The organism is Streptomyces sp. NPDC030183 (genome assembly GCF_055573455.1).
Genome location: NZ_JBVIBK010000034.1, coordinates 1 through 15,212, shown reverse-complemented (window position 1 = coordinate 15,212; position 15,212 = coordinate 1). Strand labels below are relative to the sequence as shown.

The 15,212-nt window shown below is 70.5% G+C and carries 14 protein-coding genes and 2 pseudogenes; 4 read left to right on the top strand and 12 right to left on the bottom strand.

All coding sequences use genetic code 11. From position 1 onward, the window contains the following. Window positions 1-42: 42 nt before the first annotated feature. Window positions 43-363, bottom strand: a complete 321-nt coding sequence (locus ACZ4Z2_RS32225) for an antibiotic biosynthesis monooxygenase family protein (RefSeq protein ID WP_468080858.1) — start codon at window positions 361-363, stop codon at window positions 43-45. A gap of 254 nt (window positions 364-617) precedes the next feature. On the opposite strand from ACZ4Z2_RS32225, the gene ACZ4Z2_RS32220 reads away from it, so the two are divergent. After that, the gene (locus ACZ4Z2_RS32220; RefSeq protein WP_468080856.1) at window positions 618-833 is read left to right on the top strand and encodes a dodecin; all 216 of its coding nucleotides are present in this window, start codon (window positions 618-620) and stop codon (window positions 831-833) included. A gap of 62 nt (window positions 834-895) precedes the next feature. Here the strand turns inward: ACZ4Z2_RS32220 and ACZ4Z2_RS32215 are convergent, their stop codons facing one another. Then, window positions 896-1,384: a phosphatase domain-containing protein gene (locus ACZ4Z2_RS32215; protein ID WP_468080855.1), complete on the bottom strand. Its 489-nt coding sequence runs from the start codon at window positions 1,382-1,384 to the stop codon at window positions 896-898. A 107-nt stretch (window positions 1,385-1,491) separates the two neighbouring features. On the opposite strand from ACZ4Z2_RS32215, the pseudogene ACZ4Z2_RS32210 reads away from it, so the two are divergent. Then, a pseudogene (locus ACZ4Z2_RS32210) lies at window positions 1,492-2,031 on the top strand (hypothetical protein). A gap of 24 nt (window positions 2,032-2,055) precedes the next feature. Here ACZ4Z2_RS32210 and ACZ4Z2_RS32205 read toward each other — a convergent pair. The 9 genes and pseudogenes from ACZ4Z2_RS32205 to ACZ4Z2_RS32165 form a co-directional block, all read right to left on the bottom strand. After that, entirely contained in the window at window positions 2,056-3,144 is a 1,089-nt protein-coding gene (locus ACZ4Z2_RS32205; protein WP_468080854.1) for an NAD(P)/FAD-dependent oxidoreductase, read from the bottom strand. Beyond that, window positions 3,123-3,470 carry a cupin domain-containing protein gene (locus ACZ4Z2_RS32200; protein WP_468080852.1) on the bottom strand — a complete coding sequence of 116 codons (348 nt, stop codon included), beginning with the start codon at window positions 3,468-3,470 and terminating at the stop codon, window positions 3,123-3,125. The genes ACZ4Z2_RS32205 and ACZ4Z2_RS32200 overlap by 22 nt, the downstream gene beginning before the upstream one ends. Further along, window positions 3,467-4,789 carry a lysine N(6)-hydroxylase/L-ornithine N(5)-oxygenase family protein gene (locus ACZ4Z2_RS32195; RefSeq protein ID WP_468080850.1) on the bottom strand — a complete coding sequence of 441 codons (1,323 nt, stop codon included), beginning with the start codon at window positions 4,787-4,789 and terminating at the stop codon, window positions 3,467-3,469. Before ACZ4Z2_RS32195 ends, ACZ4Z2_RS32200 begins: the two co-directional genes overlap by 4 nt. 27 nt (window positions 4,790-4,816) lie before the next feature. Next, the gene (locus ACZ4Z2_RS32190) at window positions 4,817-6,451 is read right to left on the bottom strand and encodes a class I tRNA ligase family protein (protein WP_468080848.1); all 1,635 of its coding nucleotides are present in this window, start codon (window positions 6,449-6,451) and stop codon (window positions 4,817-4,819) included. A 141-nt stretch (window positions 6,452-6,592) separates the two neighbouring features. Further along, complete coding sequence (locus tag ACZ4Z2_RS32185; protein WP_468080846.1) at window positions 6,593-7,843, bottom strand: preATP grasp domain-containing protein; 1,251 nt, start codon at window positions 7,841-7,843, stop codon at window positions 6,593-6,595. A 1-nt stretch (window position 7,844) separates the two neighbouring features. Continuing rightward, on the bottom strand, window positions 7,845-8,576 hold the full coding sequence (locus tag ACZ4Z2_RS32180; RefSeq protein ID WP_468080845.1) for a class I SAM-dependent methyltransferase: 732 nt from the start codon (window positions 8,574-8,576) through the stop codon (window positions 7,845-7,847). Between the two features lie 96 nt (window positions 8,577-8,672). Continuing rightward, on the bottom strand, window positions 8,673-9,749 hold the full coding sequence (locus ACZ4Z2_RS32175) for a lysine-2,3-aminomutase-like protein (RefSeq protein ID WP_468080844.1): 1,077 nt from the start codon (window positions 9,747-9,749) through the stop codon (window positions 8,673-8,675). Between the two features lie 76 nt (window positions 9,750-9,825). Beyond that, on the bottom strand, window positions 9,826-10,953 hold the full coding sequence (locus ACZ4Z2_RS32170) for a serine hydrolase domain-containing protein (protein ID WP_468080843.1): 1,128 nt from the start codon (window positions 10,951-10,953) through the stop codon (window positions 9,826-9,828). Between the two features lie 225 nt (window positions 10,954-11,178). Then, window positions 11,179-11,656, bottom strand: a pseudogene (locus ACZ4Z2_RS32165) (MarR family winged helix-turn-helix transcriptional regulator). Window positions 11,657-11,778: 122 nt separating this feature from the next. Here ACZ4Z2_RS32165 and ACZ4Z2_RS32160 point away from each other — a divergent pair. Continuing rightward, entirely contained in the window at window positions 11,779-12,102 is a 324-nt protein-coding gene (locus tag ACZ4Z2_RS32160; RefSeq protein ID WP_468080841.1) for a hypothetical protein, read from the top strand. A 116-nt stretch (window positions 12,103-12,218) separates the two neighbouring features. Continuing rightward, window positions 12,219-13,394, top strand: a complete 1,176-nt coding sequence (locus tag ACZ4Z2_RS32155) for a hypothetical protein (RefSeq protein ID WP_468080839.1) — start codon at window positions 12,219-12,221, stop codon at window positions 13,392-13,394. 172 nt (window positions 13,395-13,566) lie between these two features. Here the strand turns inward: ACZ4Z2_RS32155 and ACZ4Z2_RS32150 are convergent, their stop codons facing one another. Then, on the bottom strand, window positions 13,567-15,051 hold the full coding sequence (locus tag ACZ4Z2_RS32150) for an NAD-dependent succinate-semialdehyde dehydrogenase (RefSeq protein ID WP_468080838.1): 1,485 nt from the start codon (window positions 15,049-15,051) through the stop codon (window positions 13,567-13,569). Between the last annotated feature and the right edge of the window lie 161 nt (window positions 15,052-15,212).

Here is a 15,212-nt window from a genome sequence, read left to right as displayed (position 1 = left end):
ACGGGCGTCCGCTTGGGGATGTATCCCTGCTGGGAAGGCGAATCAACCGAGGTGCCCGTCGGCGAGAAGGACCCCGCCTTGGACCTCGTAGACCTCGGTCGTCGTTTCGTGGTGCAGGAGAGCACTGATGCGCTCGACGGTTGCGCCGTAGGCGGGTGACTTCACGAGCGCTTCGGCACTCTCGTGGTCGGCCCAGAGGGTCACTACCAGGCAGTGTGCGCCGCTGCGCGAGAACACCACACCCTGGAAGCCGTCCTGCTGCTCGAACATGGGTTGTGACACGTCACGTGCGAAGGCGTCGTACCGCAGCTCCTGCCCCGGCAGCACGGTCGCGCGCCACAACCGCACGATCATCTTCACCATCCGGACTCGTGAGCCTCGCCGCCAAGGCAGACGCCGTGCGGCTGTGCCGACACCGACTTGGCCCCCGTCATCACCGCACTCTACGTGAAGGTCGACGACTGGCTGAGCGACGCGCACCGGTGCGACTGCTTCCCAGCCCCGTGCCGTGCCTGCTTCCCGGCGGTGACGCCTCGCGCGTCGGCGCGCCATGCGGCACGGTGGAGGGACGTGTGGCCTCGCCGGCCACGGCCAGAGGTCCCGATTGGAGGAGCCGTATGTCCGACCACGTGTACCGGGTCACCGAGATCGTCGGCAGTTCGGGCGAGAGCGTCGACCACGCCATTCGCAACGGCATCGCCCGCGCCGCCCAGACGCTGCGCAACCTGGACTGGTTCGAGGTGACGCAGGTCAGGGGGCACATCGAGAACGGCGAGATCGCGCACTACCAGGTCGGCCTGAAGGTCGGCTTCCGGCTGGAGGGCACCGAGTAAGGGGGTGTCCGGGCCCCGGGGCCCCCGGGCGTCCCCAGGCACCTCACGCCTTCCGGGCACCCTCAGGTACGGCCCTCTCGCTCCTGCGCCACCTTGAGTTCGGCGGACGCGGCGGCCCAGCGTGCCCGTACGACGGGGAAACCCGCCCGTTCCGCGTCCTCGCAGACCAGTTCGTCGTCGTCCACTAGGACGCGGATCTCTCGGGTCCTGGCCAGCTCCCGGAGGATCTCCAGTTTGGTGCGGCGGGCCGGCCTGCGGTCGTGGTTCCGCCTCATCCAGATCCGCCCCTCGGGCACCCCCTGCGCGGCGAGCCAGTCGACGGTGTCACGGCGGCAGCGCTCGGGGCGCCCGGTCAGATACACGACCTCGCACTCCTCCGCGTACCGGAGCGCCAGTGCGATCCCCTCGGCCAGCGGTGGATCCTGCGGGGCGGCGGCGAAGAACGCGTCCCAGTCGCGCGGTGTGCGCTCCAGGTACCGCTGCCGGTGCGCGGTGTCGGCGAGCGTGTTGTCGAGATCGAATACGGCCAGGGGCCTGCTGTCGTCGGTCACGGGTCCAGCGTAGGCAGAGCGTTACTCGTGTCGTCCGTCGTCGCTTCGCACAAGCAACACGAACCCCTCCCCTAGCTTTAGGTTTCAAACGTTAGCTTGACGGCGAAGTGATCGTGATCGGCGGCGGGTACGGGGGCATCCGCCTGGCCGGGGCAACGGCCGGGTCGTGGCGGGCAAGGCGGTCGCCGTCCACACCGGCGAACGGTACGTGGAGCCGGCCACCGGTGATCGGCTGCCGTACGACGTGGTGGTCATCGCGACCGGCGCCGACTTTCCGGAGCCGGCCCGATTCCTCGTTACGACCACGGAGGCGGCGGCCAAGACATTCAGGGCGCACCAAGAGAACACCGCCGCCGCCGAGATCCGCCCGGCCCGCCGTCCGGGTGACGCTGGCGCACCGGGTCGGCGCTGCTCAGTTCCACCGGCAGCAAAGGCGCCGGGCGGAGAACACTGGCGTGGCTGGAGTCGCACGACGTGGAGTCCGGCGCACTCCGCTGATCGTGCCGTTCGGGCCGGCCGACGGGCTCACGCTGGTCCCCGTGCCGGGTGGCGACACAGCCGTCCTCGGCGGCCGCACCAGCACCCTCGCGAAGGCGAGGATCCTGATGACGCCGTACCTGCGCGAGCAGTTGGGGTACCCCGTGTGACGCGGTAAAGCACCGCGCGGCCCGTCAGGCGGCGGAGTCCAGGACGCTGTCCAGTGCCCGAGCCGCCAGGGCGGGCGCCAGGCGGACCCCGGAGCCGGAACCGCCCACGACGGCGGACAGTCCCGGCATGTCCGGCACCGTGTGCACCAGCGGCAGCCGTCCAGGGGTGTACAGGTCCTGGAAGGCCCGTCCACCGATGACGGCAGCCGCCGCTCGGCTGCTGCGCGCGGCGAGCGCCTGGACTCCCTCCTCGAGGTCGGCGGCATCTGCCTGTCCGTCCAGTGCGTCCGGATCTCCGTCCCAGACGTTCCGGCGGAAACTCACCAGCGCCTGCCCTTCGCAGAGCGGCAGCACGAACAGGTCGTCGTCGACGAAGTACACCAGGGGGTCGTCAGCCCGAACCGGCAGCTGGGCGTGCAGCGCTGACACTCGCTTGCGGCGAGCGCCGGGCACCGCGGCGTCGAAGCCGGGGGCGAGGGGCCGGGGCAGCTCCCACGGGCCGACCGCGACCACCACACGGCGGGCCTGCCACTGGTTCCCGCCCGAGGTCAGCCGGTAGCCGTCCGCGACCCGCTCCACCGACTCGACACGCTGCCCGATCTGCAGGGCGGTGCACCCTTGGCGGACGCCGTTCGTCAACAGGGCCTCGGTCAGTCCGCGGGCAGCCACCACCGCGCCTCTGCCCCGATGAGTCACCGCGCATTCGTCGGCCTTCAACCGCAGGCCGGGCAGCATGCGGCGCATCCGGTCCGTCTCCTGTGCTCCGGTGGGAGTCAGCTCGGCGACGGTCCGCGCACGCAGGTCGTCGAGTCGGGAATGCGCGACGACGTACACCATCTGGAGCGGACGTACGAACAGCCCGGGGGGCGTGTCCCGCAACTCGTCGTACAGGCGGCGGCTCTCCTCCACGAGGGGTCTGTGCTCCGGTGTGGCGGCCAGGGGAAAGTCGGCGCCGGCCGACCACGCGGTGGCTCCCCGTGCCGGGACGTCGCGCTCCAGGACGAGGGTGCGCCAGTGAGGGCGCAGCGCCGCTGCACGGTGCGCGACGAAGGAACCGATGATGCCGCCCCCGACGACGGCCAGGTCCGCGATCACCGCTCCTCCTGCCGCCACCAGAGACTGAACACCTCGAGCGGCCCCTGCGGGCCCGCTGTCGCCTGATGCGGTGTCCAGGGCGGGAAGAACACCGAGTCCCCGGCCCGGAGTTCGACGATGTCGTCGCCCGACCGCACGACTCCTTCACCGGCTCGCACCATCCACAGTTCGGCCACCTCGTGCTGGTCCGGCTCCCCGGTGACTCCGGGCGGGACGGTGAATCGGGCGGTCCGGAACGGCCAGTCGGCCGTCCTGGTGCCGGGAGCCGCGGGCACCTCCTCCACCGCCAGTCCGGAGGGCGCCGGCAAGGGCTCGCCGTACGGAACCCTGAGCGGTCTGTTCATCGCTGCTCCACGAGAGTCGCCATGGGGGTAGGTTCAGGAGTCGGGGAGGTGGGCTCCCAGGCCCAGTCGGTAGTGGCCTGGGCCTGGTCGACGCGGTAGATCTCCCGCGCCGCGATGGAGTTGAGCACCCGTGCACTGCGCCAGGCCGCGAGGCTGAGGTTCGGATCGGCGATGCCGTGGGAGTCTTCGGCGAAGTTCTGCACGTAGAGGCGTAGTCCCGCCGGGCCGTCCCAGTTCAGCGAGTAGTCCTCACCCACCCGCAGCTTGCCGTCCGTGTCCGTGAGACGGTCGCGCAGCGGCTCCAGGAAGTCGGGGAGCGCGCTGCGGTAACCGGTGCAGAAGATCACTGTGTCCACCACACAGCGTTGAGTGGCGCCCCGGTCCTCGTCGTGCAGGGTGACCGCCAGAGCACCGGCCAGTCGGCGCACGTCGATCACACGGCGACAGGGCACCAGATGGTGGGCCAGCCGGCCCTCGCCGGCCATGTCCAGCAGGTACAACTTCCGGTAGATGTTCCGCAGCAGGGACTCGGAGACGCCGTCGCTGGCGAGGCGCTGCCGGGACAGGAGGGTCCGGCGCCGTTCCTCGGGCAGGCCGTGGAAGTGGTCCACGTACGTGGGCATGAACCACTCGTTGCTGAACGGCGAGTCGTCGATCGGCTGGAAGCCCTCCCGGCTCGACACCCAGATCAGTTCGGACGGCAGCTGCCGGTCCTCCGACAGCAGGTGGTTGACGACCTCCGCGCCGCTCTGTCCGGCGCCCACCACCATCACCCGCTGTCCAGCGACCTTCGGACGGACCGTCAGAAGTTCGTCACTGTGCAGGAGTTGAGGGCCCCGCAGAGATGCCACGAAGTCCGGCACGGCCGGTGCCTTGCCCGTCCCGAGTACCAGGGCCCGGGCCTTCAGGCACTCGCCGTCGTCGGACCGCACCTCGAAAGCACCGTCCCCGAGCGTCACCGACCTGACGCGTCGCCTCCAGCGGACGGAGGGCAACTGCTCAGCGACCCAGTGGTAGTACTGCTCGAACTCCCTGCGCGACACGGATGTGCCGTTGGCGATCAGCGAGCGGTACACCCGTCCCTTCTCGACGAGGAAGTTGAGGAACGAGTACCGGCTTGTCGGATCGACCAGCGTCACGAGGTCCTTCATGAAGGACACTTGGAGCTCCGCACCGGGCAGCATGAGCCCCGGATGCCACTGGAAGCGCGGTTTGGCATCCAGGAAGGCCGCGCTGAGGTCCGTGACCGGCTGGGCGAGAGCCGCGAGACTCAGGTTGGAGGGGCCGACTCCGACCCCGATGAAATCGAACCGTTCCATGACCTTCTTCTTTCGCTGAGTTCGGTTTCACCGTGACCGGTCGTCGGGCAGGAAGAGCGGGCACGCCCCGGCGAGGTCGCCGACCGAGGTTCCGGGTTCGTTGTCGCGCGTCCACCTCAGGCCGTTCTCCTCGACCGACCCCGGGCATCCGAGGGCGGTCCACAACTGCTGCGCCATGGCGGGAGCAACCGGGTACAGGCCGGCCGCGAAGGCTGCCGCGGCGGCCAGCTCGGCACGCACGCCGTCCACGAACGCCGCGTGCGGGCCCCCCGTCAGGCCGGCCAGCCGCTCCAGATCCGCCCCTGTGGCGGCGGCGTCACGCGCCAACCGGTCGAGCCGGTCGAGCGCCTCGTCCGGCGCGAACGACTCCGGCCGGTACGCCCGCGCGACGGCTCGCAGCGTTTCGTCGGTACGGTTCCGCAGCCGTTCGGCAGTGGTGGCCGGGCCGGGGGGTGCCGAAGGACCGGGGGTCGACCGGTAGGCGTTGGCGGCCTCGCAGCGCCGGGTCAGGGCGACCAGCCAGCCGTGCCACCGCGTGAGTGCTCCGTCGTGGACGCGCGCCCGAAAGCCCTCCCAGGTGAAGTCGGTCTCCTCGACGGCGGGACGGTCCCAGCTCAGCTGGATCCGCAGGTGGTCCGCGGGCACGCCGGACAACACGTCGAGCAGCCAGACGGCATGCTTGCGGCTGGTGGAGAACTTCAGACCGTCGAGCCGGTAGAACTCGTTGGAGACGAAGTCCGTGGGCAGCGGCACGGCGGGGTCGAAGGCTCGCATGACGGCCGGGAAGAGCAGAGCGTGGAAGTACCCGTTGTCGTACCCGAAGCACTGCACCACCTGTCGGTGGCCGCCCCAGACGCCCGTCGGCTCACCGTCCGCTCCGGCCGCGAGGTAGCCTGCCGCCATCTCGAACCACACGTACACCCGGTGGTCGCCGAACCCGTCGACCGGTACCGGCAGACCCCAGGTCGCGGGATGGGACACCGCTATCTCGGGGAGCCCCTCATGGGCCATGGTGTGGCACAGGGCCGTGAGGTGGCCGTTCATCCGCGTCGTGGCCCAGAACTCGCGCAGCGCTTCCGCGTGCCGCTCCAGGGGAAGGTAGAGCCGTTCGCAGTCCCTCAGTTCGCAGTCGGCGCCACAGATCGTGCAGACGGGGTCGATCAGGTCCGCGCAGTCGTTGGGCCGGCCACACATCTCGCAGGCGTTGCCGCAGGACCGTGCCTTGCAGTGCGGACAGGCACCGGCGACGTACGCCTCGAACGCCCAGCGCTCACATGGCTTGCAGTACGGCAGCGGCCGGACCCGGGCGACGATATCGCCCTGGTCGTACAACTTCCGGAACATCCGCGTGGTGAGCTCGTGGTGCAGCGGGTCGCGGTCCGGCCGGCCGATGACGTCGTACCGCAGGCCCGCGCGTTCCCAGGCGCGGACGATGCGGTCGCCGAACCATCTCGCGGTGGTCGTGGCGGTGCCGCCCTCGCGGACCGCGAGGGCCTCGGTGTAGCTCTGGTTGTCGTCGATCCCGGTCATCGTCAGTACATCGGCGCCTTCGGCGCGCAACTGCCTGGCCATCACATCGGCCGCGAGGTACGGCCCGGACAGGTGGCCGAGGTGCAGGTCGCCGTTGGGCGTGGGCGGGGTCGCGGTGATCAGCCAACTCATGGGGGGCCTTTCCGGAGGTCTTCCTCGGTTCGGTCTGCGGGTGCTTGAGGAACGGTCACCAGCCGTCGGCTGCGGTGTGCCCGCGCGGTTCGGTGTCCGTCAGCGGGCCACCGCAGACCCCGCTCGGCATGGGGGGCAGCGTCAGCCGATTCCCAGGATGAGTTCGGCTTGCCTCTCCGCCTCGGCCACGGATTGCGCGTCGCGGCCGACCACCAGGTAGCGCCACTTGCCGTCCACAGCCCGTGTGTCGGCGGTCAGCAGCACGCGTGCGGCCGAGGACGCGTCGGAGAGCCCGGCGGAGGCGAGCTGAGCCACCGCGGTCGCGAAGTCCTGACTCCCCGTGCCCGGCCGGACGTCCGCGCGCCAGTGCACCGGGGAGTCCCCCGGCCGCATCCGCCGGGCGAGCTCCTCCAGATAGGTGCCGCCCGTGCGTCGGACATTGGCCTCGGTGACGACGTATCCACCCTCGTGGACACCGCAGTCCACGTCGAAGATCCCACGGTAACCGTGGCTGTGCAGCCAGCCGCCGATGGCCTCCGCGGCCCGCATCAGGTCCTTGTGGAAGGGGCCTTCCTCTGCCGGAGTCACCATCCCCGTCCAGGCGTTGTTCACCGTCCGCTGGTCGCAGCTGTAGAAGTACGCCGGCCCGGCGTCGTCGATGTTCATCTCGATACTGGGTGTCGCGGTGAAAGGCAGGAACTCCTCGTACACCCAGCCGCCGTCGCGTTCCCCCTGTCCCGCGAGGGCATCGGTGAGCTGCTCCTCCGGCGCCTTGGACCCGTCGGCCCGGATCACCACGTTGCCGAACCCGTTGGACGACCGGTTGTTCTTGATGATCGCGGCGGGCCGGGTGGTCAGGAATTCCTTGACGCGGGCGACCAGTTCGGCCGGTGACTGGGCATGGCCCCCGTCGGCCACGGGCAGTCCGAGGCCGGCGGCGGTCTCACGGAATCCGCGCTTGGTGTTGATCAGCCGCAGTGCGTCGAGCATGGCGTCGTCGGGGAGCTTTGTGTACGGCAGCACCCGGACACCTGTCCGTCGGCCGAACTCCAGGACCGGACCGTCGGCGACGAAGGGCTGCAGCTCCGGGCGGGAGGCCAGGAGGTCCTCGGCCCCGAGGTCGCGTACGACGTCCAGGGCGTGGACGCCGCGCACCTCCTCGGGGGCCACGATGTCGACCTGTGAGGTGTCCAGCCCGATGACGCTCTCCACGTACTCCCGGAACTGCGGGGTGCACGGGGCGAGCATGACCACGCAGTCGCCCGGCTCGGCCTGCCACAGCTTTCGGGGGGTCACCGCCGCCATGGCCCGCCGATAGGCGGCCGTGGGGTGCTCGGCCATGATGTCGCTGACGATGTTGGCCAGGATCGTCCGACTGGGCCGCTCGACCATGTCAGTTCGCCTTCCGTCGGGCCGTGAACACCGTGTGTCCCGCGTACATCCACACCACGTCCACCTCCACGAACCCCGCCTCGCGCAGCCAGTCCAGGTGCTCGGCGACCGAGGAGGGTTTGTCGACCGGGTCCGGTCCCGGGAGCCGGTAGTAGTTCCACTCGGACTTGTCGAACGCGACCGCCGCCTCGTCCCCGCCGAACTGCTCCAGGGAGCCTTGGCGCACGGCCTGTTCCCAGTGGTCGCCCGCCAGTGTGCGGGCGGCCGCGCCGGTGGGTTCGACGAGGTCCGCCATCACGAACGCACCGCCCGGGGCGAGCATCGCGTGGATGTCCCTGTACAGGGTGCGCTTGCCCGCCCCGTCGAGGTGGTGGACCGCCAGAGAGGTCACCACCGCGCCGTACGTGGAGCCCTCCCGCCAGGCGTGGTCCTCGATGGCCGCCTGTCGCCCGGTGTACCGGCCGGCGAAGGGCGCCAGGCGCTCCGCGGCCCGGTCCAGCATCTCCCGCGAGCCGTCGAGCAGGGTGACCCGGCCCTCGGGGTTGCGCCGGAGGTACTCCTCGGAGATCCGTCCCTCTCCGCAGCAGATGTCCAGCACGTGGGGGACGGGGATACCGGAGAGGAGGTCGCACACGGCCGTCGTCTGCTCGCGGCGGCGCGGGACGAAGACATCGCCGTATCTGGTGAACACCTCCGTGTCCGAGAGGTCCCAGGTCTCTGTCAGTTCGGTCATGCTGTCCGCCTGTTCTTTGAGGGATCTGCCATCAGGTGGTGTGATGGGGCAGACCGAGGTCGCATTTCGATTACAGTCTGAAATGACTGCGTCTCGTTAAAGCGCGAATGGAGCGGGTTCGGCGTCGGATACCGGCCGGGGCGGATAGTCGTGGCGGCAGCCCCACGGATCGCGCACCCGGTACGTGTGATTTCCGTTGTCTTCCAGGTACGACGGCCCGATGGGGACCTTTCCGTGCCCACCCGGTATGTCGAGCACATAAGTGGGCTGGCAAGTGCCCGACAGCCGCCCTCGCAGCCGCCCCATCAGTTCCTGGCCCTGCTGAATGCTCGTCCTGAAGTGGTGGGTGCCCGGGGCCAGGTCACCATGGTGCAGGTAGTACGGCTTGACTCGATTGGCGACGAGCGTCCGGAACAGGTCTTCCAGTGCCGCCGGCGTGTCGTTGACCCCCTTGAGCAGCACGGTCTGGCTCAGCAGCGGGATACCGGCCGAGCTGAGCCGTCGGAGTGCGGTGCGGGCGGCGTCCCCCAGCTCCTGGACGTGGTTGGTGTGGACCACCACCCATACGGGCGTCTCGGTGCCGAGCACCTCGATCAGAGCGTCGGTCACCCGGTCGGGGTCGACCACCGGTACTCGGGTGTGGAACCGTATGACCTTGACGTGCTCGATCGCGTCCAGCGCCGTCATGATCGGCTCCAGCCTTGCGGGCGAGATCATCAGAGGGTCGCCTCCGGTGAGAATGACCTCCCACACGTCCGGCTGCGAGCGGATGTAGTCCAGCGCCTGTGCCATCTCGTCGGCGGACAACATGCCCTCGCCCGGGCCCACCACCTCCCGGCGGAAGCAGAACCGGCAGTAGACGGGGCACAGGTGCATCGGCTTGAGCAGCAGGCGGTCCGGGTATCGATGCGTGATGCCCTTCACGGGGGTGAACGGGTCGTCGCCGATCGGATCGGCGCGCTCCTCGGGGAAATTGACGAGTTCGTCCGCGGTGGGGACGAATTGCCGTGCGACCGGGTCGTCGGGCGTTTCCATCCGTTCCCGTATGGCCGGGGTGATGCTCACCGCATAACGCTTGGCGACGCTACGGATCTCGGGCAGTTCTTCCTCGGTGATGAGCTTCTGTTCGTAAAGCGATTCCGGCGTGCGAATCGCACGGGAGCGGCGTGGCATCGAATACCGCCTGTCGGGGTTGGTCGGTAGGGTGTTCCGTTTGTTCGCTGTCCGCCCGGTGATGCGAGCGAGTAATTCAGTCCCGCGGCGACGTAGGGACTCGGGAGATCTGTTCGGCCGACGGGGCCCGCTCACAGACCGCGCTCACCAGTCGACGCCCGAGTTCGTACTGCTCCTCGGGGTGTTCTTCCGGACGCCGGGTGACGGTGGTGGCCACCGCCAGGTCGTACTCGGGGTTGTACGCCATCACCACGCCCCAGAATCCGGCGTGGCCCCACCAGGCGCCCGGCCCGAGCGGCAGCCTGAAGATCCCCATGCCGCCGGTCTCCGCGCCTTGGGCCCGCACCGTCCGGAGCATGGCGGCCAGAGTCCCGGGGTGCTGGAAGACCTTTCCGCCGAACAGGGCGCGGACGAAGCACGCCAGGTCGCGCATGGTGGAGACCAGTCCGCCGGCGCCCCACAGATCGCAGGACGGATCGACCGAGAGCAGGTCGGTGTCATACACGTACTGGTGCGCTCTTTCGGCCGCCGCGGGCGGCGTGGGTTCCAGGGATTCCAGGTGCACCGACTCCAGGCCGAGCCGTTCGAAGTCGAGCAGCGTGCGGTAGGCGGTGGCGAGCGAATCGCCGGTCACACGCTCCAGGATGTCGCCGAGGATGCTGTATCCCGTGTCGCTGTAGTGGTATCGCGCACCCGGAGCGGCCACCGGCCTGCCGTGGCGCATCGCCCAGCGGATCTGTTCCAAGCGGGTCCAGCGATGGGCCGGCCGGGCGAATGCCTCGCGGTCGTAGTCGGCGTCGGCGCCGAAGTCGTAGAGCCCGGCGGTGTGTTGAAGAAGGCGACGGACCGTCATGTCGTCGGTCCGATAGCCACCCTCGCGGAGAGCGTCGAGAATCGCCCCGGACGTCAGCGGAGCGATCGGGTCGTCCAGGCCCAGCCGGTTCGACTCGACCAGCCGCAGGACCGCCGCAGCGGTGAAGGTCTTCGTGATCGAGGCCACTCGTACGGCCGCCGTGGGCCGGAGCGGCCGACCATGCGCGAGATCGGCCACGCCCGAAGCTCCGGACCAGTCGAGTCCCGGACCGCTCAGCGCCGCGAGGGCCCCGGGCTGATCGTGGGCTTCGGCCAGGAACTCATCGGTGACCGAGGCAAGAAGCGCAGGCGACGATGAGCGCGGGAACCGCCGACCGGAGAACGTGGTCACCGCTGATCCGCCGACGGCACGCACCGACCGCCCAGATCAGCGCGGACACCGGCACCCTTGGCGTCGCCTCCGCCAGGGAGGAGCGGAAGGACGGGAAGGAGACCTGGGATCACGTTGCCCTCCGTGTGAGACCCGCGTGGATCGGAGTTCGCCGCCGGTGAAGCGACACGGAGGAGTCTGCGGATGCGGCTTGTGCCGTGCTTAAGTGCGCCGACTCAAGCGCGATCAACGGTCCGCGTGGGCGAGGAAGTCGTCGACCATCCGGTGGAAGAGGCCGGCGAGCCGGCAAAGTTCGCCGGACGACCAGTCCGCGAGGGCCATCTGCATACCGCGTACACCGGCCTCGGGCACGCTCGATGGCCTGCTGACCGGCAGGGGTGAGTTCGATGCGCTGGGCGCGGCGGTCGTCCGGGTCGGGCACGCGGCTGACGTAACCGGACTTCTCGAGCTGCTGGAGCAGGCGGGTGACGTGCGATGCCTCGACGCCCAGCCTGTTGGCCTGCTCCCCCGGGCGCGACGGTTGGGAGTCGGCGATCTGCCGCAGGAGCGCCACGGCGGCACGGTCCAGCGGGACCCCGGCGAGGCTCATCAGACGCTCATGCGCCCGGGCCCGGGTGCTCAGGTAGGTGATGCGAGTGAGGGATCGCTCGATCTCGACCACTTCCGGGGAAGCGGGGTCGAGGGACGGCGGCGACGGGGACATGCACCCATTTCGACATATCGTTGCCCAACTCAAGTAAATCCGTGCACGACCACATGGGTCGGGCCGTACTGCGGGGCTGGGCCGGTTCACATGGCACAGCCGCGCTTGGGTACGCGGAGCGCATGACTGAAGGCAGGACACCAGACCCCCAGGACAGGGCCGAGCAGGCGGAGGCGGCCGAGGAGGCACGCGCCGCCGCTCGTCCCTTCAGCTATCCGTACGCGGAGCGGCGCGCGGGCGTGCGCGCCACCCGGCACATCAGCCGGGAGCAGGCCGACGCCGACAGCGTCCCCGGCGTACCGGGCGGCTACGGCAGCACCGGCGGCGGTCAGGCCGGCGGTCGCGGCACACCCCGTCCGGGTGATGACACGGCCGACGAGTCCGGCGTGACCGACGTCGTCGCGGGACGTGAGCCGCAGGCCGATCGGGGAGGTGAGGAGCGGTAGGTACCACGAAGACGGTCGCGGGGCGGACGCGGGGGCCGGCGGGGCCCCCGGTGATCTCCGCCGGGCCGCGACGACGATACTGGCAGGCGCACATGCCCCTGCTCCCCGATGGACTCATGCCTGCCTCCCCCACAGCTCGTCCCATGACGCCTCCCACGGTGTGGCCGGCGCGCGGCCGCCACGTAGGACCCGACGCGGAGGACGTCGTCCGCCACACCCTGCGCCGACTCAAGGACAGCCGGGTCATCGACGACTTCCTGGAACTGCCCGAACCGCCCGCCACCGAGGGCGCTTCCCCCGAGACGGTCTTCCAGGCCCGCTGGCGGGTCTGCGGCGACGTGACGGTGCGCGCCCGCCTGAGCCTCGCGCCGGAGCTGGGCGCCGGGCGGGAGTGGACGATCGTCGCGGAGGCGGAGGAGCCGTGGGACCCGGCGTGGCCCTCTCCCGTCACCCGGTTCTGGCCTGAGTACGGCGACTGGGACCACGACGCCGCCACCGGTCTGTCGCCGACCAGGATCAACGCCCTGCCCGAGGACGACAAGGAGGCCCGCCGCCTGCTCAGGGACGCCGGGCACGCCGGGTGGTGCGTGCACGTCGTCGTCCATGAGGCGATGACCACCGACGAGCGGGGCCGGCTGCCCCTGGCCCGGTGGCTGCCGCCGGGCCTGCGTCACCGGGTGGTGGAGCACCGTGCCGCCCCGCACCAGCTGCGCGTCGTGAACTGGGCGCTGCGGGAGTTCGACGTGGAGGTCCCGCGCGGCGGCGCCGTGGTGCTGCCCGGCGACGCTGAGCCCGAGGGGTACGGCGCCGGGGAGTTCGCGGTGCGCGCGGTGTTCCTGGACGGTTCGGAGCCGGCCGACCTCGTCGCGGCGGTGACGCGGTTCGCGGCACTGCCCCGGCCCCTGCCGGACGGCGCCGACGACGCCCTCACCGCGCTGCGGGAGAACTGGCAGCTGCTCACCCTGGAGGAGGAACTCGTCCGGGAGCGGAAGCTGGTGGCGATGTACGCCGAGGCGCTGGAGGCCATGACCCAGTCCCGTGACCTGTACCGGGAGGCAGCCGAACGGGCGCACGAGGCGCTCGCCGTGTACCGCGAGTCGGCCGGGGCCGTCGCCCCCGCCGAGCAGCAGCCGTCCGCGACGCAGTCGACGTCCCCCTTCCAGCAGTTGACCCGCACACTGGAACGCCTGAAGGGCGGCCCCAGAACCTGGCGCCCCTCCCCCGGCCCCGCGTCCCAGGCCGGCGCCGACGAGACGGAGACCTCCGCCGGGACGAGGACGACGGAGACTTAGGCACGCCGATCGGACAGCACGCCCGCAGGCGGTCGGGCGGGCATGTGCCCGCCGACCAGGCGGCAGTCCGGCGGGGAAGACCGTGCGTCCCCGCCGGACTGCCGTGACTGCGGGGATCGCCGGTCTCGCGGAGCGGCTGGACGCGGTCGACGGCGCCCCGAACTCGGCTTGCTCAGGTGTGGAATCCAGGCATCGACAGGTACTTGAGCTGCTGGTACTCGTGGAGGCCCTCGGGTCCGCCCTCACGGCCCAGACCGGACTGCTTGATCCCACCGAAGGGTGCCGCGACCTCCGAGACCAGGCCCCGGTTGATGCCGACCATTCCGGCCTGCAGCCGGGCGGCGACCCGCCGGGCGCGGTCGACGTGGGACGTCATCACATAGGACGCGAGGCCGTGCTCGGTGTCGTTGGCCACGGCGATGGCCTCGGCCTCGGTCGAGAAGCGGTGGAGGGCGGCGACGGGGCCGAAGACCTCCTCGTGCATGATCGCGGCGTCGGCGGGGACGTGGTCCAGCACGGTCGGCGCCGCGTAATGGCCCGACCCGTCAGGGATGTCCGCCTCCGCGACGACGACCGCGCCACGGGCCACGGCGTCCTCGACGAGATGGCGGACCTTGTCCACCGCGCGGTGGTCGGCCAGCGGGCCGAGGTCGACGCCCTCCTGCTCCGGGGCACCCACCCGGAGGGCGGCGATCCGTTCGCCCAACGCCGCGGCGAACGCGTCGGCGATTCCCTCCTGGACGAGGAACCGGTTGGCGCCGACACAGGACTGGCCGCCCAGCCGCATCTTCGCGATCATCGCTTCCCGGACCGCGAGGTCGAGATCGGCGTCGTCGAAGACCAGGAACGGCGCGTTGCCGCCCAGCTCCATCGAAGTGCGCAGCACCCGCGCACCACTCTGCTGCAACAGCAGCCTGCCGACCGCCGTGGACCCGGTGAACGACAGCTTGCGCAGCCGTGTATCGGACAGCAGCGCCGTGGTGACCGCTGCCGCGTCACTGCTCGTGATCACGGTCAGCACACCGGGTGGCGCGCCGGCCTCACGCGCCAACTCACCCAGCACCAGGGAGGACAGCGGGGAGAGCGCGGCCGGCTTCAGCACCGCGGTGCAGCCGGCGGCCAGGGCCGCGGCGGCCTTGCGGGCGGCCATGGCCAGGGGCACGTTCCAAGGAGTGATGAGCAGGCAGGGCCCGACCGGTTCGGCGACGGTGACGATGTGACTCCTCCCGTCCGGGGAAGGGGTGCTGCGCCCGTGCGGACGGACCGCCTCCTCCGCGTACCAGCGGAAATAGGCTGCGGCGTAGTCGACCTCGCCCCGGGCTTCGGTGATCGTCTTGCCCATCTCCAGAGTGATGGTCCGGGCCAGACGCTCACGGTGTTCGATCAGGCTGTCGGTGAGCCGGTGCAGGACGGTCGCACGGTCCCGTGGGCTGGTGCGGGCCCACTGGTCGGCAGCCGCGGCCGCCGCGTCCAGCGCGTTCACCGCGTCCTGCGGGCCGCAGTCGGCGACGGTGGCTATGACTTCCTCGGTGGCGGGGTTGCGCACCTCGAAGGTGCGGCCACCGGTGGCGGGTCGCCAGTCGTGCGCGAGGAAACCACGAGGGACGGATTCCAGGACGGCCGACTCCTGTGAGGGAGCGGTGAGCATGTCAGTCATCGCAAGGCCCTTTCGATGTTCGTACCGGCCGGATGGAGCGCCGAGGCAGCGTGAGCGGTGGCGGTGTTCATACGGCTTCACCTCCGGGGTTGGCGACGCCGACGGTGTTCTCCACGGAGAGGAGGGAGTCTTGTCGTCCGGAGCCGAGCCAGCGGACCAGG